A 19809-nucleotide genomic window follows, 5' to 3' on the forward strand; every position below is an offset into this window, starting at 1 on the left:
ATAATTTTTTAAAAATAGATGTATAATAAAACATAAAAATTATTTATTTAAAATAAAAATAATTTTTATTCTTTTTGAATTAGAGAACGATTGGAATTCACTGTCAATTATATAACTAAGGTTATCACAACTGGTGGTTTGTACTACAGTCCGACATTCTCAAGTGTTAACAAATTCAAATTGAAAAAAAGTAATTCGCTATTTGAATTTGTAAGGAGATTTAAACACGCATCTGTTTTTTTCTAAATCGCTAGTTTGTATCATATTAAGGAGGGAATTTAAAGATAAATAGTGCAAAAATCAATAGATAGTAAATAGAAGATAAGCTTCTGGCGGTTTCACAAGTGCAGAGCATCTGCTTAAAAGTGAAATAAAGTTTTACATAATAAGTCAAAATTCATACATACAGAAGCAAAAATCTTTTGATCTTAATCACAAAGAAGAGAGATGAAGCCAATTTGAAAAATAGGAATGTTTCTAATTTAAATGATAATACTGATGAGCAATTATTAGACAAGGTTGAAGTATTGGAAAATCAGAACGAAGAACTATTAGACAGGGTCGAAAAATTGGAAGGTATTCGTGGGGCACTGGAAGAAAAAGTTTCGGCCTACCGTTACAACTTAAAAGAATTAACAAAGAAATTAGATGATGTCGACATACCGATCAAAAAAGAAGTAGTTGTCTATCATAATAAGGACAATTTAGAGAGGCGCCGCTTCATCCTTCAAGGAAGGAATCTTCATGAACAAGCAGCAGTTTGTCATGATTCTTCCGACGAAGTGGCTGAAATCACGAATTTACAAGAAAAGTATGAACGACTGTTAGAACAATATATGTATGAACATGATAGAAATGACCAATTATTTAGTTATCTATTTCAAGAGGAAGAAAATGCCGCTCTCGATTTGTTTGTCAAGGTGGATGTCGCGGATACGTTGTTAGAAGCAACAACTTTAAGTCGCAGGATTATTCAACAAGCGGAGGATCAAGCGCAGCATATTGGGTCAGATTTGAAGGAGCAATTGATGGGTGTATTGAGGCGAGAAAATCATTTGCCGCATGAAGTTGTTAAGGACTTAAAAAATGGTATTCGATGTTTAGACGAATAAAAAAGAGAAGAGTCTTAGGAGTTAATGGGTGTAAAAAAAGTGGAATTGAGTAAAGACGGGAGTGACGTAAAATGAAAAAAGTAATCATTTTGACTAGAAATATTATTATCGAACAAGAATTTCAGGACGAATTGCAGCGGTTAGATTACGAAGTGTTTGTTCTAAAAGAATTTTTTGATGTCGACAAGCCGCAATATTTTGAAGAGATTTTGTCTCTTTTTGACATTGTCATTTTTAGCGAAACCTTGACGAATCAGGAGTTTAACGAAATTTTACCGATCGTTGTGGAGAAGGATCTGCATTATTTGCGGCGCACAGATGAGCCGGTGCCGAACATTGATGAGAATCATTGTTTGTCGATTGATTGTACGTTAACAGAATTAAGAGAGTTCTTACTATTAAGTGATAAACGAGAAGGCCAGAATGAATCTCTTTCAAAAGGATTAGTCAGACAATCGGAAATGAAGAAGCAGGATTTGGTGCTCTTCTACAGTTCGTTGAATAATATTGAAAAGAAAATCATCAGCGCTTTAGCCGAAGGAAGTGGAAAGATCATTTCCAGAGACGAATTGTGTAACAAGGTTTGGAACAATGAGGTCAGCAAGTCGCGTTTGGTTCAAATGTCGACGGCGGTAGGTAATATCCGTAAGAAAATTGCCCACGCGCATATTGATAATGTCCGGATCATTACTTATTGGGGAAATGGTTACCGTCTCCATGATGTGCCGAACGGATTAATGAATGAGCATATTAAAGAATACAGTATGTAAGTAAAACAAAAAGGTTCTAGTTTTCTTCTGATTCAGAAGAGAGCTAGGGCTTTTTTTCTACATTTTTTTTATTTTTCTCGATTTGATTTAAAAAAATCAAGAAAAAAATCCGATACCGCCTCGCTATACTTGTCCTTGTAAGGAAAGAGGTGCACAAAATGGTCAATCAGTATTCAACGATGTTTTTCCCCTGAAGCCATTCGCTAACAAATAATTAAAGAAAAGGAAAGAAGCGTATCTATGAATCAGAAAAAATTATCTCTATTTGGCTTTTTTGCTTTGACAGCTTCTATGGTTTTGACTGTCTATGAGTATCCGACATTCGCTACAGCAAAGTTACACCTAGTCTTCTTTTTATTACTAGGCGGGATTTTATGGTTTTTACCTGTGGCTTTGTGTGCGGCTGAAATGTCTACCGTGGAAGGCTGGCAAAATGGCGGCATTTTTAGTTGGGTCAGCCAAACCTTAGGTGAACGTTTTGGTTTTGCGGCCATCTTTTTTCAATGGTTTCAAATTACTGTAGGGTTTGTCACCATGATCTATTTCATTTTGGGGGCATTATCCTATGTCTTGAATTTTCAAGCATTAAATACTGATCCGTTGATGAAATACATCGGGCTGTTAGTCATCTTTTGGGGCCTGACTTTTTCACAATTAGGCGGGACGCAGCGGACGGCTAAAATTGCTAAGGCAGGATTCTTGATTGGAATTCTCATTCCATCCGTTATTCTGTTTGGTTTAGCAGCGGCTTACTTTATTGGAGGAAATCCGATTGAGATTGCGATCAGTACAAAGGCTTTTGTACCAGATTTCTCACAATTATCAACCTTGGTTGTATTTGTATCCTTTATTTTAGCTTACATGGGTGTCGAGGCATCCGCTTCGCATATCAATGAATTGGAAAATCCAAGAAAAAATTACCCGTTAGCAATGATCCTATTGGTCATTTTAGCGATTGCCTTGGATGCGATCGGCGGCTTTTCTGTCGCTGCAGTGATTCCCCAAAAAGACTTGTCTTTAAGCGCTGGAGTGATCCAAACCTTCCAATCATTGATTTTACATTTTAATAGTCATCTAGGCTGGCTCGTTAAGGTGATCGCGTTAATGATTGCTTTTGGTGTAATGGGGGAAGTAAGTTCTTGGGTCGTCGGTCCATCTCGCGGGATGTTCGCCGCAGCACAACGAGGACTACTGCCAGATTTTCTGCGCAAAACAAATACCCACGGCGTACCTGTTCCGTTAATTATGATCCAAGGTGTGATCGTTACTATTTGGGGTGCGGTGTTGACTTTTGGCGGCGGCGGAAATAATTTATCCTTCTTAGTTGCCATTTCACTGACGGTAGTCATTTATTTAGTAGGGTATCTATTGTTCTTTATCGGCTATTTTGTTTTGGTTTATAAGAAGCAAGGGTTGAAAAGAACTTATAATGTGCCAGGTAAAAAAATAGGGAAAACCTTGATTGCCGGTATCGGACTATTGCTATCAGTTTTTGCTTTGCTGATTTCTTTCGTTCCGCCTGCATCAATTGCGAAGGGCGAGGATCGAACCTATCAGGCAATTTTGTTAATCAGTTTTGTTATTACGGTCATTTTACCATTCATTATTTATGAGCTGCATGATAAACATGATCATAAAAATTTGGAAGAACCCGTTCACATGGAAGCAGGAGATGTGAATGCGGCAACCCATCCAGCAGCTCGAGGAGAACATCAGATTGTTCAAACAGAAGAACACACATTGAAACATTAGATAAATATATTTTTCAGGAGGAATTACACATGTTATATGGAAAAGAAAATCGTGATGAAGCAGAATATTTAGAACCTATTTTTGGATCAAAAAGTGAACAAGTTGATTTGCCAAAATACAAATTGAATCAAGAATCGATTGAACCGCGCGTGGCATATCAATTAGTTCAAGACGAAATGCTGGACGAAGGAAATGCTCGGTTGAATCTGGCAACCTTTTGTCAAACATATATGGAACCTGAAGCAGTCAAACTAATGAGCCAAACCTTAGAAAAAAATGCCATCGATAAATCAGAATACCCTCGCACAACAGAAATTGAAAATCGCTGTGTGAATATGATTGCTGATCTTTGGAACGTTAGTGAAAATGAAAAATTTATGGGCACGTCAACGATTGGTTCTTCTGAAGCCTGCATGTTGGGCGGAATGGCGATGAAATTCGCCTGGCGCAAACGGGCAGAAAAATTAGGCTTGGATTTAAATGCGAAAAAACCGAATTTGGTCATTTCTTCTGGCTACCAAGTATGTTGGGAAAAATTCTGTGTTTACTGGGATATTGAAATGCGTGAAGTACCGATGGATAAAGAACACATGTCAATCAATTTAGATAAAGTAATGGATTATGTGGATGAATATACGATCGGAATCGTTGGGATCATGGGGATTACTTACACCGGTCGTTACGATGATATCAAAGGATTAGATGATTTAGTCGAAGAATACAATAAACAAACAGATTACAAAGTCTACATCCATGTGGATGCCGCTTCCGGTGGTTTTTATGCACCCTTCACTGAACCAGATCTTGTTTGGGATTTCCGATTGAAAAATGTTATCTCAATTAATTCTTCAGGTCACAAATATGGCTTGGTTTATCCTGGTGTGGGTTGGGTCTTATGGCGTGATCAAAAATATGTACCAAAAGAATTGATTTTCAAAGTCAGCTACCTTGGAGGCGAATTGCCAACCATGGCAATCAATTTCTCTCACAGTGCGGCACAATTGATTGGTCAATATTATAATTTTGTACGTTATGGATTTGATGGCTATAAGGCGATTCATGAACGGACTCACGAAGTTGCTTTGTATCTGGCCAAAGCGATTGAAGAAACAGGTCTGTTTGAAATTGTTAATGATGGCTCTCAATTGCCGATTGTATGCTACAAATTAAAAGAGGATTCTTCACGAGAATGGACTTTGTATGATTTGGCTGATCGTCTTTTGATGAAAGGATGGCAAGTTCCCGCTTATCCGCTTCCTAAGAACTTAGATCAAGAAATCATCCAACGTTTGGTTATTCGCTCAGATTTTGGGATGAACATGGCTTATGACTACGTTCAAGATATGCAAGAAGCGATTGAAGCGTTGAACAATGCTCATGTCGTTTATCATAAAAAACCAGAAATCAAAACTTACGGATTTACGCATTAAAAAAGATAGGTGTGACAAGATTTTTGTCACACCTGCTTTTTACATATAAACGGCATTTCAGAAGAAACCCTTTGGAAATAAGCCGGAATTTCGCAAATGCCTTCTTATTTTTTGAAACTGCCCACCTCTGTCACGGCCTCTGTTTCGAGCGGCCTTATGACTTGATTGATTTCAAAACAGGTTGAGTTGATCGTCTGTAAGGACACTGGGAAGATTAATGTGTTCTCACTGCCTAAGTCAGGCTGATAAAGAGCGGTGTCACACACGATGATCCGTTTTGAACAGAAGAAGACATCATCGACGACTTCGTTCAATGTATTGTAAATCATATTGCTGATAATGAAATGATCATCCAGCAGGGCTTTAAGCTGTTTTCGGTAGTATAAGAAATTGAAATCTGAAGGCGCGACAATGTACAACTCAACTTTCTCGTCAAAGGTATTTCTGCGCAATAAATCAAGCGTCAAAGTCATTTTACGGATAAGGTTTTCGTTCCAATGAATCTCAGTTTGGTAATCGGCCGCCCATTGATTCAAAATATGTTGAACAGTTTGATAAAGCTCCTGCTGATCATTATCTAAGAGATAAATTACATCAGGCTGGAAAAGCTGCATGTTGGCCCAAGTGGAACGGATAAAAGGCAGAAAAGCTTTTTTTAAGAGCAATTCGTTTTCTATTGAAATGTTTAATGCTGATCGTAATTGTTGAAGTAATTTTTCTATTTCAGGATAGCATTTGATATGATTTTGATAGACGACTTCAAAATCTTTTTGCAGTAGCTCCAAATTATTGCAAAGATAATTTCTTGCGTTAAAAAGTGAATAGATAAAAAATAATTCCTCTTCATTTGTGCAGATAGTGGACTTTAGTGTCTTTACGCCTTCACGCAATAAGCCAAATAAAGGTGTTTGTTGCGCAGTTTGTTTTTCGTCGTCAGAAAACTGAATGGGGAATTGCCTCGCTCGCTGGCTGCTCAATTGGCTGCCCAAAATGATTATTTCCCGTTCGCTGCTGGGATAATCGCGGTCAAAAAAATGTTCCTCCACATAATCTATTAAATCGGCGGCAGAAGAAGCGATCATTTTATTATATGGAATGGCCGAACGATCACCGGTCTATCTTGAGATGGCTAAAAGCAGGTAACGAAGATCCTTTTCCGGCAGCTTGATCGTGTGGTCTGACTGCAAATAGCCCAATTCCTCGGCAAATTCAAAAATATCTGCCCGAATTTGATAGATCTTGCTGGTGGAAAGAAATTCTTTTTCTGCAATTTCCGACCAGTGAGTATTTCCGCTCAAAAAATCATTCAAGACACGCAGAAAATCAGAGCGGCGAAAGATTCGCTGGGTCAATTCCAATAGGGAATAGGCTGAACTAAAGGATGCTTTGCAGGTGTTTTTCGTTCGTTCGAAAGTAAGAATCTCTTGCCCGAAAGATTCCTTCAGTAATTCGAGATCATTAGTGATCGTAATTGTACAAACATTCAATCGTTCAGCCATTGTGTGTAAGGCAATCTTTTTCTTCTGATACAATTGTTGACAAAGATAAACCTGACGAAAAATATTTTTTTCAATATACCTTTCTAACATAACGTACCTCCCAATTAATAAACACATACGTCTGATATTGTATACCAATTTAATCAATTTGAGTATTTTTAAGCGAAGTGCCTCGTCATTTTTTTAGAGATAGTCATTAAATAATTAGGATTACGGACATTAGCCTCCATAGTAAATCGTTTTAAAATAATTTTCAGTTATTTTTAGTTAGAAATCATTCTAGTTTACATATGCTTTATTTTCAAGCCAAAGAGGAACAGCAAGAAAAAATCGTAAAATATTTGATAACAGTTTTGAAGGCTGATTTTCGGATTAGAATGAGTGGCAAGAATAATGAGATAAAAAAATTTTTTTCATCGGAAATTTTTCTTTTATGAGAGTTTGAAGGGAGAAACTTTTCACAAGCTCGACTGTATTAGTCACCTGTTTTTCAGTTTCATCTATAGGAGAATATTGTATATTGGTGAGCAATATCTGCTTCTCAGGTAAAAACTGTCATTATCAATTACATCATCTGTTATAGTGAAAACTGTAACAGGAGTACGTGATAGTTAAAATAATTATCATTATTTTAAAAGGTTTTTCGGGCACAAGGCAATAAAAAAGCCCTTTCTTAAAACAGATTCCTTTGTTATAATCATTTTAAATTATTATGAAACTATTTAACAAAGGAGCGCGCATATGGAAACTATTACAATCGACAAAACTGTAGAACAAACAAAAGGTCCTTGGGAAGGTTTTAACGAAGGACGCTGGCAGCATGAAGTCAATACGTTGGACTTCATCAAACGCAACTATACAGAATACAAAGGTGACGACAGCTTTTTAGAAGGCGCTGCACCAAGTACAGAAAAACTGTGGGACAAATTACAAGAGCTTTTTGAAGTACAACACAAGCAAAACGGTGTTTACGATATGGACAGCGATATCCCAGCGACGATCACTTCTCACGCACCAGGTTATTTAATCCAAGAGGAAGAAAAAATTGTTGGATTGCAAACGGATGTACCTTTAAAACAAGCATTCATGCCATTTGGCGGTATCAATATGGCAAACAAAGCATTAGAATCAAATGGCTATGAAGTAGACGATGACATGTCATTCATCTTCAACAAATGGCGCAAAACTCACAACCAAGGTGTTTTTGACGCTTATACAGATGAAATGCGTTTAGCTCGTAAAAACAAAATCATCACTGGATTACCAGATGCTTATGGACGTGGACGAATCATTGGTGATTACCGTCGTGTTGCTTTATACGGTATTGACTACTTAATGAGTGAAAAGAAAAAAGATTGGAAAAACGTCGGCAGCAAAGTTATGACGAACGACGTGATCCAATTACGTGAAGAGGTTTCTGAACAATACCGTGCATTAGTTGACATGAAAGAAATGGCTGCAAGCTATGGCTATGACATTTCAAAACCAGCTGCTAACGCTCAAGAAGCGATCCAATGGTTATACTTTGGCTATTTAGCAGCCATCAAATCACAAAACGGTGCCGCAATGTCGATCGGCCGTATCTCTGCATTCCTAGATATTTATATCCAACGTGATTTAGAGCGCGGTGTTATCACTGAATTCGAAGCACAAGAAATGATCGATCATTTGATCATGAAACTGCGCATGGTTAAATTTGCTCGTACTCCTGAGTACAACCAATTATTCTCTGGTTACCCAATTTGGGCGACATTATCATTAGCAGGAATGAATATGGATGGTTCTTCATTAGTAACGAAGAATGATTTCCGTATCTTACACACTTTAACAAACATGGGACCTTCACCAGAGCCAAACTTGACTGTCTTGTATTCTTCTCATTTACCAGAAGGCTTCCGGACTTATGCAGCAAAAGTTGCTAAAGAGAGTTCATCGATCCAATTGGAAAATGATGATTTATTACGTCAATACTGGGGATCTGATGATGCAGCGATCGCATGTTGCGTATCCGCTACCGTTATTGGTAAAGACATGCAATTCTTTGGTGCTCGTGCCAACTTAGCCAAAGCAGTCTTATATGCAATCAACGGCGGAGTTGATGAAATGACCAAAATGCAAGTGGGTCCTCGTTTCCGTCCATTGGAAGGTGACAGCATCGACTTCGATCAATTCATGGACAGTTATAAAGATGTTTTAGATTGGTTAGCTGAATTATATGTAAATACATTGAACGTGATCCATTACATGCACGATAAATATGCCTATGAAGCACCACAATTAGCGTTGATGGACACTGATTTGAACCGCACTTTCGCAACTGGGATCGCTGGTATTTCTCATGCGGCGGATTCATTGATGGCGATCAAACACGGAAACGTAAAAGTAATCCGCGATGAAAACGGCTTAGCAATTGATTACGTTCCGCAAAACGAATTCCCAACGTACGGAAATGACAACGACGAAGCGGATGAAATGGCTAACTGGATTCTTGAGTACTTCATGACTCAAATCAAACGTCAACATACGTACCGTGAATCAACACCAACATTGTCATTATTGACGATCACTTCAAATGTTGTTTACGGGAAAAATACTGGGAATACACCAGATGGCCGCCGTGCGGGTAAACCGTTAGCACCAGGTGCAAACCCAAGTTATCAAGATGGCAAATTCTTAGGTGAGAAAAATGGTCTGTTGGCTTCATTAAACTCAACAGCGAAATTGAATTACTCTTGTGCGCAAGATGGTATCTCTGATACACAAACAATCAATCCGGGAGCATTAGGCCGTACGGATGATGAAGAGATGCAAGTAGACAACTTACGCCAAGTACTGGATGGCTACTTTGACAAAGGCGGTTATCACTTGAACGTCAATGTCTTTGGCCGCGAATTACTTGAAGAGATGGATAAAGATATCGACAATCCAAAATATGCGAACTTTACCATTCGTGTATCTGGTTATGCCGTGAAATTCCGCGACTTAACACCTGAACAACGTCGTGACGTAATTTCACGTACAGACCACACAAAAATGTAAAAATCATTTTATTTTTAGCGAAATAGAATTTTTAAAGGATTCAGAACCTCATACATGGGGTTCTGAATCCTTTTTTTACCAAAAATGTTAAAAAATATTAATAATTATGATTTAAGAATAAATAATTAGTTATTTGATTTATAATATTGGTAATTATTGGGCTTTATAAAGTGGGTGACAGTGATTGAAGGAGTATGAGAGTCAAAGGGTATTGAGGATTGTTGGTGTCGTTGCGGGGGCGATGGCCTTTTTTTTACTAGTCTATGCTTATTTCGGTTCGCATTTTTACTTTGGATCGACCGTCGCCAATGTCGATGTTGGCGGTCTATCGGTTGTTGCGGCCGAAAAAAAGATTCGGCAGGAGACAAAACAAGTTGAGATCGAGTTGAAGGGTGAGAACCAAACGATTAAGCTTCAGCTTGCTTCACCCTACACGCTTCAAAAAGAATATTTGAAGCGGAATATTCGCAGAGGAGAAGTAAGTTTGCCGTTAAAAAAAAGAGCAAAGGGCGATTTGATCGATGCCATTAATCGGGTGTCTTTTCTTGGCGGCAAGGAAGCCAAAAGAGCGAAGATTGTTTATGCGAATGACCGATTCAAGATCGAACCTGAAAAGAAGGGGACGGTGATTGATTCTGTCAAAATTCGGAAAGAGCTCTGTAAGGATATTGACGAAGGGACACTGCAAACGGAGTATGCTTTAGCAGATTTTTATCGCGAACCGGAAGTCACAGCAAAAAAATTACAGAAGCAAAAAATTCTGCAAAAGCTGGAAGAAGTTCAAAATCGCGGAATTAAATTGAAAATGACTAATAAATCCGTACCGCTTACAGAACAAATGCTGGCGGCATCGGTGGATGAACAAGGAAATTTTGATCAGGATTTGATTCTAAGCTGGGTAGCGGAGTTGGAGCGAGAACATTCGACAATCTATAAATCGGTTGATTTTACGAATGTTCATGGCCAGCATTTACGGTATAAAAATATTGGAAATTATGGCTGGTTTATCGACATCAAAGAATCAGCCAAAAAGATCACTAAAAAGTTGAAGGAACCGGAAACCCAAATCATTCAGCTTGTACTGCGGGGAGAAACCAAAAAACAGCCGCTGCACATAACGAAGAATTATATCGAAGTTGATTTGGACAATCAAAAAATGTATTGCTTTAATCAAGGGAAAAAGGTCGTTGAGACCGATGTGATCACAGGACGTTATGATAAGGGGACGGCGACTTTTCCCGGATTTCATACGATTATGGATAAGCGGCGCAACGTCGATCTAAGCGGAGTCTTGTCAACGGGTGACGGCACCTATAATGTTCCAGTGGACTACTGGCTGCCATTATTGAGTTATGGGCAGACGATTACAGAGATCGGATTGCACGACACGGATCATAAGCTGCAATATTTTGGCCAGCCGGGAGCTTATCAGACAGATCTAGGAAGCTACGGATGTGTGAATACACCCAAAGCGCAAGTGGCTCAAATTTATGATTATAGCTTCATCGGAATGCCGGTTTTTATTTATGGCCACATTTATGATGATGCTCCGGGAGAATTCGATAAGCCGGTCGAGTATGGTACAGAAATCTAAAACAAGCCAGTCAGAATTTCTCTGACTGGCTTGTTTTGTTTAAAAGATAATATTGTCCTTGATCAACTCGATGTTTTTGATGAATATCTTGCGATCATGCATTTTGATGGCTCCGCAGCTTTTCAATTGATGCATGATTCGGCTGACACTGCTGGCCGCATTGATGCCGCAGAAATGCGCGATTTCTTCATTGGTTACGACAAAATCAATTAATATTCCATCTTGAAACTCAATCCCGAATTTGTCGTGCAAATCATAAATTTGAGTACAGACGGCGCCAAACTTCCCATTCATCAACATCTGTTGTGTTCGCTTCATTGATTTGAGCAGCCGCTCTCGATAATAGTTTTTTACATAGATTTGCAGTTCGAAATTTTGATTGATGTCTTTCCAAAATTCCACGCGATCGATTTGATAGAGTTCGGCCTTTTCTGACTCTACCCGTATATTAAAGGGGGCATCAATAAATTGGGAGTATTCATCCTTTAACAGTGAGACTACTTCGAGATCGTTGATATAGTCCAAATTGAATTCTCTCCCATCTCTGGAGATGACACTAGTCTTTATGACGCCGTTTTTCAAAATGTACACATGGTGATCCTGGATTCCTTCGTAAAGCAAATATTTTTTATATTCTTTGGTAACGATTGGAAATTTTTTTTGTTCTAAGTAGTTTGTTAAAGCTGTATTATCCAATTTTTCGTTGTTCCTTCCGTAAATTACTGAAATTTTCATTGCTATTTTATCACAAGAAACCGTCGGATCAGATCAAAAGTATGTATAAAAAAGATACAAACAAATGTTAATGTCCTTTTTTAATAGAAATAATTAAGGGCTTTTTTTATTAAGAAATCTGATTTCCTCTTTTTTTTATATCCTTATAATCGGTTAAGTAAGTCAAACAGCCCAAATGCTCTAGTGATTAGAAAATTTGGAAATAAGAGGAGTGGTTATTCATGAAAAAATGGACATGCGCAATGATCGAACGATTGGAATCAGCCTACAAGGTACGGTTTGAAAAGGAGGCCGTTTTGGTCTTTCTAAATGATGCCTATCAAAATGCCTTGATGCTGAGAAAGGATTATACGCTGGAATCAGATGATACACTAGAGGATTTTTTGGCAGAGTTTGACCACACACGTGATTTATTTATTAGTCAAGCGGTCGATCGCTACCCGTCTAATTATAATAAGATCGCGGAAAAGATTTCTGATTTAAAGAAATTGAATGAGAGTATCGCATAATAATGAGAGTGGGTCTTGAAAATTAAGGAAGAAGAAAAGTTATTCAATAAAGGTTTTATCACAATCACAATTATCAATTTTGTTGTATTTTTAGTTTATTACTGTTTTGTCGTTATCACAGCGAAATATGCGACCCAAAGTTTAGGTGCATCAACAGCACAAGCGGGCTTTGCGGTAGGGATTTATATCATCGGTACATTGCTTGCGCGGCTCTATATTGGGAAGAAATTGGAATTATTTGGTCGCCGAGCAGTCTTACGTTACGGGGCACTTTTTTATTTGATAACAACTGCGGCGTATTTGGTCAGCAGCAATATCTTTATTTTAGATGGTGTACGTTTCTTGAATGGTTTTGGTTATGGTGCAGTTTCGACAGCGGCAAACGCAATTGTCACGGCTTATATCCCGGAAGCGAAATACGGTGAAGGCATTAATTACTATGGATTGAGTACCAGTTTAGCGGCCGCAATTGGTCCGTTTATTGGGTTGCTGCTATTACCATTAGTAGGATTTAAGGCCATTATTATCCTTGCAGTCGTATTAGCCTTCATCACGATGCTGGCTTGCTTCAAATTCAAGGTAAACAATATCGTGTTAACAGAAGAAAGTCGTGCAAAAATCAATACATTCAGTTTGGAAAGCTTTATTGAATTCAAAGTCCTGTTTATCGCAGGAATTGCGTTTTTAATCGGGATTGCCTACTCAAGTGTTCTAGGATTCCTATCTATTTATGCGGATCAACTGCACTTGGTGACAGCAGGAGCCTTCTTCTTCGTGGTTTACGCATTGGTCGTTACTTTGACAAGACCAATGTCTGGTAAAATTTTTGATAGACATGGTGAAAATGCTGTAATGTATCCAAGTTTTATTTGTTTGACGATTGGCTTGATTCTTTTGGCCTTTACAGGAAATACTTTTGTATTACTGGCCTCTGGTGCTTTCGTTGGCTTGGGTTATGGAACCTTTATGGCAAATGGACAGGCCGTTACTTTGAAGTTAGTTGAAAAAGACCGTATCGGTGTCGCTTTATCAACTTACTTTATTGGTCTTGACTTGGGATTAGGTGTTGGACCTTACTTGTTGGGAGCTGTTAAAGGACTTCTAGGTTCGTATCAACATATTTATATTTTCTGTGCAGTAATTCCAATTATCGTGGCAATTCTGTATATGATTTTTTATAAACCTGGAAAAGCAACGAAAGTTAATGGGTAATTCATAACATATAAAAAGGGCTGTGCCAGTTAATTTTGGCACAGCCCTTTTGTAGGTTTTACGTTTTTAATTGTTATTCAGTTTTTTATTAATCAATTCTTTTAGATTAAAATTCTCATTTAACTTGGCATAATAATCCGCTTGTTTTAAGAGTTCCATTTGTTCGTTGAGGTTTTCCTGGATCAGGGCCTTTTCAAAAAATAACTCTTCTAAGCCAGCAGTAATGTTTACTTCTAATAAAGTCTGGATGCCTTCATCACAAAATGAGTTTGCTTTTTCCCGGTTTCCACGATCAGCGTAGAAGCAGGCTGCTTGATAATAAGATGGACCTAACTGTTGTTGAGTATTCATTTTTTCCTCCAATTGTTCAGCGCGTTTAAAAAAGATACGGGCGCGCTTTTTTTCTTCGTTTGCTTGATAACAAGTGGCTAATCCTTTGAGTACTAGCAGTTCATATCGTTTTTCATCATGTAAAAAGGTGTAGGCTCGTTGGAAATAGTGTACGGCTTTTTGGGTATCATGACTGCCAAATAGGTTCGCGTAGGCACGGAAATACAGCAAGTGACCAACGATTCGCGCGTTATCGTAAGAAATTTTCTTTCCATAAGTATCCAATAAAAATAAAACACTGGAGAATTCTTGGCGCAGGTGCAAACAACGGACAATATTTAACAAAGAGACTTCTGACAAAAGAGTGGTTTCCGGAAAAACTTGGTGGTATGGGATACTTAATCTTGTGCAGAGATCTAAAACGACTTCCAAAATGCCTTCGTTTTTCAATTCAATCAATTCTAAGTCAGCAGGTGAACAAATGATATCGAGGGCATCTAGCGGCAACCCCATGTCCTCGCGTGTTTGTTTAATGATATGCCCATTGACCTTCATGATTGACCTCCTACGAATAACGCTTTCATATTAATTCTAAAGCTTTTATTAGAAAACTACAATAAAAATATTCAAAAAAACTTGTTTTTTTAATTTTTTTTACAATATTTGGATTAGAAAGTTTATTTTATCTTTGTTATATCAATTATTTAGGATAGAGAGAATATTGAAAATTAAGCAGTATCCGATATTTAACCTTTTATAATTCGATTTTGACCAATAATGAAAAGACTGCTTGCGTTTCAAACCGAATGTGATAAACTGTTAAAATACTATGAAATGAAAGAGTGATTATGATGAGAGAAATGAATGTTGCAATTGTCGGCGCTACCGGTGCAGTGGGCACACAAATGATCAAACTATTAGAAAACAGCACGTTGCCATTGGGTACTGTGAAGTTTTTGGCTTCAAAGCGTTCTGCGGGAAAGCAACTTTCATTTAAAGGCGAAACTCAGACGATCGAAGAATTGGTTCCTGATTCATTCGAAGGCGTTGATCTCGCTTTATTCTCAGCAGGCGGGGGTATTTCTGCGAAATTAGCACCAGAAGCGGTGAAACGCGGAGCGGTTGTAGTAGACAATACAAGTCATTTCCGAATGGACCCTTCAGTGCCGTTAGTCGTGCCAGAGGTGAATCCTGAGGCTCTGCGTAAACACAATGGTATTATTGCAAATCCGAACTGTTCAACGATTCAGATGATGGTGGCGTTAGAACCGATTCGTCAGGCTTTCGGCTTAAATCGGATAATCGTCTCGACTTATCAAGCGGTATCAGGTGCCGGCAATCAAGCTATGGAAGAATTGAAGCAACAAACACGCGACTTTTTAGCTGACAAACCGCTCGATGAATGGCAAGCAGAGATTCTGCCATGCGGCGGCGACAAAAAGCATTATCCATTGGCCTTCAACGCGTTGGCTCAAATCGATGTTTTTGCTGAAGGGGGCTATACGAATGAAGAATGGAAAATGATCAACGAAACGAAAAAAATCATGGAAGATGAGACGATCAAAGTCTCGGCGACTTGTGTGCGAATCCCAGTCATGAGCGGACATTCCGAATCGGTTTATATCGAAACAGAAAAAACAGCTACTGTGGCAGAAATTCAAGAATTGCTCAGCAAAGCACCTGGTGTAGTGTTGGAAGATGATCCAAGCCAACAAATCTATCCGCAAGCTTTGAATAGCGTGGGCAAAAAGGAAACCTTTGTTGGACGTATCCGTAAAGATCCTGATGAAGAAAAGGGCGCTCACCTTTGGGTAGTTTCGGATAACTTATTAAAAGGCGCAGCTTGGAATTCATTACAGATTGCTGAAACGATGTATAAAATGGGTTTATTTAAATAAATCAATCAAGCGTGATTCATTCACGCTTTTTCTTTTGCCCATTTTCGCCTAGTATTTTCAATCGATGGTTTTTCAGAAAAAATCATGTATAATAGCTAATGAGTATTGGCACAGACCGAACTGATTACGGGGTCTGAGTACGCTGAAACAATAGATAAATAAACTAGAGAGGTGGATATTTTGAGTACAGTCAAAATAATTCCCTTCAGCGGAGTACGTGAAAATGGTAAAAACATGTACGCGGTTGAGGTGGATAATGATATTTTTGTCCTAGATTGTGGACTGAAGTATCCAGAAAATGAATTATTAGGAATCGATGTTGTCATTCCTGATTTTACCTATTTAATTGAAAATGCAGATCGTGTAGCGGGGGTTTTCTTGACGCATGGGCACGCCGATGCAATTGGAGCACTGCCTTATTTGGTTTCTGAAGTGGCGGTGCCGGTCTTCGGAACCGAATTGACGATCGAATTAGCAAAATTAAACGTGAGTCAAAACGAAGAAAGCAAAAGCTTTAAGGATTTTCACGTGATCGATGAGCATACGGAAATCGATTTTGGTACGGCGGTAATTAGTTTCTTCCGTACGACTCACACCATTCCCGATTCGGTTGGGATCAGTTTGAAAACGGAAGAAGGAACTGTCGTCTACACCGGTGATTTCAAATTTGATCCAACGGCAATTCCGATGTATGCCACTAATTATCGTCGCTTAGCTGAAATTGGTTCTGAAGGTGTTCTAGCGTTGTTGAGTTCTTCTTCTAATGCAGAAAATCCGATTCAAGTAGCATCTGAAAGAGAAATTGCTAGCGAAGTCTTCGATACCATCAACGAGTGGAACGGTCGAATCATCGTTGCCAGTGTGGCAAGCAATCTGCAGCGTGTACAGCAAATTTTGAATGCAGCGAAAAAGGCTGGACGCAAAGTGGTGCTGACTGGGCAAGATTTGGATCGCATCATTAAAACAGCGATGCGTTTGAAAAAATTAGAAGTGCCGGAAGATATTTTGGTAACTGTCAAAGAGATGAAGAAATATCAACCAGAAGAATTGATCATCTTGGAGACTGGCCGTATGGGAGAACCAATCAAGTCATTACAAAAAATGGCGAATCGTTCGCATCGCAATGTGAAGATCGAAGATGGTGATTTGGTGTATATTACTACTACACCAACGATTGCGATGGAAACGACTGTTGCGAAAACGGAAGATATGATCTATCGTGCGGGCGGAGTCGTGAAGAGCATTTCTGAAAACTTACGTGTTTCAGGCCACGCCAACCCTCGTGATCTGCAATTGATGATGAACTTTATGTCACCAAAATATTTCATTCCAGTTCAGGGAGAATACCGTCAGTTAGCCGCTCATGCTAGTTTAGCCAATGAGTTAGGCATTCCGTTCAAGGATATTTTCATTACTGGTCGCGGCGATGTGTTGGAATATAAAAATAAACACATGAGCGCTGCTGGAAGTGTACCGGCAGATAACATTATGATCGATGGGATCGGAGTCGGCGACATTGGCAATATCGTTTTACGCGATCGTAAAGTTTTATCAGACGACGGAATTTTTGTTGTCGTAGTGACGATCGACCGTAAATTGAAAAAAATCGTATCTGCACCACAAATTACCTCACGCGGGTTTGTGTATATCAAAGCCAGTCGTGATTTGATTAAGGAAAGTGCAGAAACGACTAGTGAAATCGTAGAAAAACATTTGCATTCCGATGATTTTGAATGGAGCAAATTAAAGCAAGACATTCGCGATCAGCTGAGCCGTCATTTGTTTGAACAAACCAAACGTCGTCCCGTGATTTTACCAGTAATCATGGAAGCGAACCAACGTCGCGGACGTCGTAAATAATTAAAATCAAAAACTTCTCCCGGCATTTTTTGCGGGAGAAGTTTTTTTGATACCTCCCACTCTGTTTTTTCGCGAAAAAGGAGTATTATTGAAGTAGAAGAAAATGTAGAGAGGGTTGGTCATATGTTGGAAAAACCATTAAAATGTCCTAATTGCGGTACCTATTTTTTTGTTGATGAAGTGTTGAATGTTCAAGAGCATCCTAAAGAATCAATGCCGGTAGAATGTCCAAATTGTCATCATGTGTATGAAAAAAGGATTACCAATGGCTATTTCATGACTTTTGAAGATCGTGAACACGGAAAATATAGTGAAGAAGCGGGAGAGTAATCTCTCGTTTTTATTTTGGTTTGCTTTTGGGGGAGACTTTCCTATAGAATAACTATGGTTAATTTTTATCAGTTCAGTTTTTCGTCGCTGACAAATGGCGTTCATGCAGTTTTAGCTGAATGACATTTGCGCGAAGAGAGCATCGTTTCTGAATTTTGAAAAAGCGATGTCGACTGTACGAAGCTAACTGTAACGGAAGGAAGTCTTTTAATGAAAACTTATCAAGAAGATTCGGTGGTTCAAAAGAATCGCTGGTGGATTTTAGTATCGGTCGCCATGTTTACTTTCATGTCCACGTTGGATTCTAGTATCGTAAATATTGCTTTGCCAACGATCTCACGAGATTTGGCTGTGCCGATGAATAAAGCAGAATGGGTCGTATCCATATACTTGATGGTCGTTTGTGCTTGTCTACTGCTTTTCGGAAAAGTCGGCGACAGTTTTGGGAAGATCAAGGTCTATCGAATCGGTACGATCATATTCACGTTGGGTTCTTTATTGTGCGGTTTTAATCATTCGTTGGCGATGCTGCTCTTTGGCCGAGTTATCCAAGGAATCGGTGCCAGCATGACGATGGCGACGAATACGGGAATCACAACAGAGGTTTTTCCCATGAAAGAACGTGGAAGAGCGTTAGGCGCAATCGGTGCATTTGTCTCTCTAGGTTCGATCGCAGGTCCCGGGATTGGCGGATTGATCTTGGCGCATTTCTCTTGGTCGTATATTTTCTGGATCAATGTTCCGGTAGGGATTCTAACAATTTTGATCGGAGAAAAATTTTTGCCGAAGGATATTACGATGTCCAAAAAGAAAATCGATTGGCTGGGTTTTGCAACCTTTGCGATAACGATCATGAGTTTCTTCGGAGCAGTCTTTATCGGGCAAGAGGTTGGATACATCCATGCTTTGCCGCTTAGTCTGCTGGTTGTCGCAATTGTATTTTTCATCCTATTTATTCAAGTGGAAAAACGTAAAGAAAACCCATTATTAGTCTTCAGCATTTTGAAGAATAAAATGTTTACGATGAGTTTAATAACCGCGTTGTTGATTTTTTCAGCGAACTTTTTTGTGAATGTAGTAATGCCGTTCTACTTGCAGAACGCTCGGGGATTAACAGCTAGTTACGCAGGATTATTGATGATGGTCTTTCCATTCTTAATGGTCATCGGCTCTCCGCTTAGCGGTTATTTGACGGATAAAATCGGTCCGCAAAAACTAGTGCTGATGGGGCTGCTACTGTTGTCAATCACGCAATTAATGTACGTGTTCATGAATGAACTGAGCCCGATTTGGTATTATGTTTTGGCAACGGCGATTATGGGGATGGGGAATGCCTTGTTCCAATCACCGAATAATACGTTATGAGCAGCGTAGATAAAGAAAATCTTGGTGTTGCCGGCAGTATGAATTCATTTGCCCGCAATTTAGGCATGGTTATCGGGATTGCTTTATCGACGACGATTTTATATGGTGGTATGAGTGTTTCGTATGGTCGACGGGTGACGACCTATATCGATGGCCGGCCGGATATTTTTATTTTCGGTATGCGTGTGACATTCATCGCATCCTTAGCGATTTGTGCTACAGCTTTAGTAATATCGCTCGTTCGTTTCAGAAAAAAAGCAGTGAATTAAGACGCTTATTAGTACAAAAGAAGTTGATTGTTACTTGAATGGTAACGGTTGACTTCTTTTTTTATAGGCACTCTGTTATACTAGTTTTGCTAAGCTGTACTACTA

15 protein-coding genes and 1 pseudogene are annotated in these 19809 nt (G+C 38.9%); 12 read left to right on the forward strand and 4 right to left on the reverse strand.

What is annotated here, in order from left to right:
* Nucleotides 1–422 precede the first annotated feature (422 nt).
* From PGP85_RS20870 to PGP85_RS20885, 4 genes are all read left to right on the forward strand, one after another.
* Nucleotides 423–1112: a hypothetical protein gene (locus tag PGP85_RS20870; protein WP_270329125.1), complete on the forward strand. Its 690-nt coding sequence runs from the start codon at nt 423–425 to the stop codon at nt 1110–1112.
* Between the two features lie 71 nt (nt 1113–1183).
* Entirely contained in the window at nt 1184–1882 is a 699-nt protein-coding gene (locus PGP85_RS20875; protein ID WP_090403739.1) for a helix-turn-helix domain-containing protein, read from the forward strand.
* A gap of 240 nt (nt 1883–2122) precedes the next feature.
* On the forward strand, nt 2123–3634 hold the full coding sequence (gene gadC / locus PGP85_RS20880; RefSeq protein WP_270329128.1) for a glutamate:gamma-aminobutyrate antiporter: 1512 nt from the start codon (nt 2123–2125) through the stop codon (nt 3632–3634).
* 29 nt (nt 3635–3663) lie between these two features.
* Entirely contained in the window at nt 3664–5064 is a 1401-nt protein-coding gene (locus PGP85_RS20885) for a glutamate decarboxylase (RefSeq protein WP_270329129.1), read from the forward strand.
* A gap of 104 nt (nt 5065–5168) precedes the next feature.
* On the opposite strand, the gene PGP85_RS20890 is transcribed toward PGP85_RS20885, so the two are convergent.
* Nucleotides 5169–6146: a hypothetical protein gene (locus PGP85_RS20890; RefSeq protein ID WP_270329130.1), complete on the reverse strand. Its 978-nt coding sequence runs from the start codon at nt 6144–6146 to the stop codon at nt 5169–5171.
* A 33-nt stretch (nt 6147–6179) separates the two neighbouring features.
* Nucleotides 6180–6653 (reverse strand): helix-turn-helix domain-containing protein, encoded by a 474-nt coding sequence (locus PGP85_RS20895; protein WP_270329131.1) that lies wholly within the window; start codon nt 6651–6653, stop codon nt 6180–6182.
* Nucleotides 6654–7304: 651 nt separating this feature from the next.
* Here PGP85_RS20895 and pflB point away from each other — a divergent pair.
* Nucleotides 7305–9602 carry a formate C-acetyltransferase gene (pflB, locus tag PGP85_RS20900; RefSeq protein WP_251867971.1) on the forward strand — a complete coding sequence of 766 codons (2298 nt, stop codon included), beginning with the start codon at nt 7305–7307 and terminating at the stop codon, nt 9600–9602.
* Between the two features lie 184 nt (nt 9603–9786).
* Nucleotides 9787–11196, forward strand: coding sequence for a L,D-transpeptidase (locus PGP85_RS20905; protein ID WP_270329134.1), 1410 nt, complete (start codon nt 9787–9789; stop codon nt 11194–11196).
* A gap of 39 nt (nt 11197–11235) precedes the next feature.
* Here PGP85_RS20905 and PGP85_RS20910 read toward each other — a convergent pair whose 3' ends face one another.
* On the reverse strand, nt 11236–11892 hold the full coding sequence (locus tag PGP85_RS20910) for a Crp/Fnr family transcriptional regulator (protein WP_010743129.1): 657 nt from the start codon (nt 11890–11892) through the stop codon (nt 11236–11238).
* Nucleotides 11893–12152: 260 nt separating this feature from the next.
* On the opposite strand from PGP85_RS20910, the gene PGP85_RS20915 reads away from it, so the two are divergent.
* Together PGP85_RS20915 and PGP85_RS20920 are read left to right on the forward strand one after the other, a co-directional pair.
* Nucleotides 12153–12440, forward strand: coding sequence for a hypothetical protein (locus tag PGP85_RS20915; RefSeq protein WP_010743130.1), 288 nt, complete (start codon nt 12153–12155; stop codon nt 12438–12440).
* A gap of 15 nt (nt 12441–12455) precedes the next feature.
* The gene (locus PGP85_RS20920; RefSeq protein ID WP_010743131.1) at nt 12456–13652 is read left to right on the forward strand and encodes an MFS transporter; all 1197 of its coding nucleotides are present in this window, start codon (nt 12456–12458) and stop codon (nt 13650–13652) included.
* A gap of 66 nt (nt 13653–13718) precedes the next feature.
* On the opposite strand, the gene PGP85_RS20925 is transcribed toward PGP85_RS20920, so the two are convergent.
* Nucleotides 13719–14537, reverse strand: coding sequence for a hypothetical protein (locus PGP85_RS20925; protein WP_270329137.1), 819 nt, complete (start codon nt 14535–14537; stop codon nt 13719–13721).
* Between the two features lie 293 nt (nt 14538–14830).
* On the opposite strand from PGP85_RS20925, the gene PGP85_RS20930 reads away from it, so the two are divergent.
* The 4 genes and pseudogenes from PGP85_RS20930 (at nt 14831) to PGP85_RS20945 (ending at nt 19704) form a co-directional block, all read left to right on the forward strand.
* The gene (locus tag PGP85_RS20930; RefSeq protein WP_270329138.1) at nt 14831–15880 is read left to right on the forward strand and encodes an aspartate-semialdehyde dehydrogenase; all 1050 of its coding nucleotides are present in this window, start codon (nt 14831–14833) and stop codon (nt 15878–15880) included.
* A gap of 180 nt (nt 15881–16060) precedes the next feature.
* Nucleotides 16061–17740 (forward strand): ribonuclease J, encoded by a 1680-nt coding sequence (locus PGP85_RS20935; RefSeq protein WP_010743182.1) that lies wholly within the window; start codon nt 16061–16063, stop codon nt 17738–17740.
* A gap of 123 nt (nt 17741–17863) precedes the next feature.
* Entirely contained in the window at nt 17864–18070 is a 207-nt protein-coding gene (locus PGP85_RS20940) for a zinc ribbon domain-containing protein (protein ID WP_010743183.1), read from the forward strand.
* A 210-nt stretch (nt 18071–18280) separates the two neighbouring features.
* Nucleotides 18281–19704, forward strand: a pseudogene (locus PGP85_RS20945) (MFS transporter).
* Nucleotides 19705–19809: the final 105 nt, after the last annotated feature.

This window comes from Enterococcus malodoratus (assembly GCF_027659535.1).
Classification (GTDB): domain Bacteria; phylum Bacillota; class Bacilli; order Lactobacillales; family Enterococcaceae; genus Enterococcus_A; species Enterococcus_A malodoratus.

Bases quoted from the DNA above. Each gene is read 5' to 3' on its own strand.
- PGP85_RS20875 (WP_090403739.1), top strand. From the start codon at position 1,184: ATGAAAAAAGTAATCATTTTGACTAGAAATATTATTATCGAACAAGAA.
- gadC (WP_270329128.1), top strand. From the start codon at position 2,123: ATGAATCAGAAAAAATTATCTCTATTTGGCTTTTTTGCTTTGACAGCT.
- PGP85_RS20885 (WP_270329129.1), top strand. From the start codon at position 3,664: ATGTTATATGGAAAAGAAAATCGTGATGAAGCAGAATATTTAGAACCT.
- PGP85_RS20890 (WP_270329130.1), bottom strand. From the start codon at position 6,146: ATGATCGCTTCTTCTGCCGCCGATTTAATAGATTATGTGGAGGAACAT.
- PGP85_RS20895 (WP_270329131.1), bottom strand. From the start codon at position 6,653: ATGTTAGAAAGGTATATTGAAAAAAATATTTTTCGTCAGGTTTATCTT.
- pflB (WP_251867971.1), top strand. From the start codon at position 7,305: ATGGAAACTATTACAATCGACAAAACTGTAGAACAAACAAAAGGTCCT.
- PGP85_RS20915 (WP_010743130.1), top strand. From the start codon at position 12,153: ATGAAAAAATGGACATGCGCAATGATCGAACGATTGGAATCAGCCTAC.
- PGP85_RS20925 (WP_270329137.1), bottom strand. From the start codon at position 14,537: ATGAAGGTCAATGGGCATATCATTAAACAAACACGCGAGGACATGGGG.
- PGP85_RS20930 (WP_270329138.1), top strand. From the start codon at position 14,831: ATGATGAGAGAAATGAATGTTGCAATTGTCGGCGCTACCGGTGCAGTG.
- PGP85_RS20940 (WP_010743183.1), top strand. From the start codon at position 17,864: ATGTTGGAAAAACCATTAAAATGTCCTAATTGCGGTACCTATTTTTTT.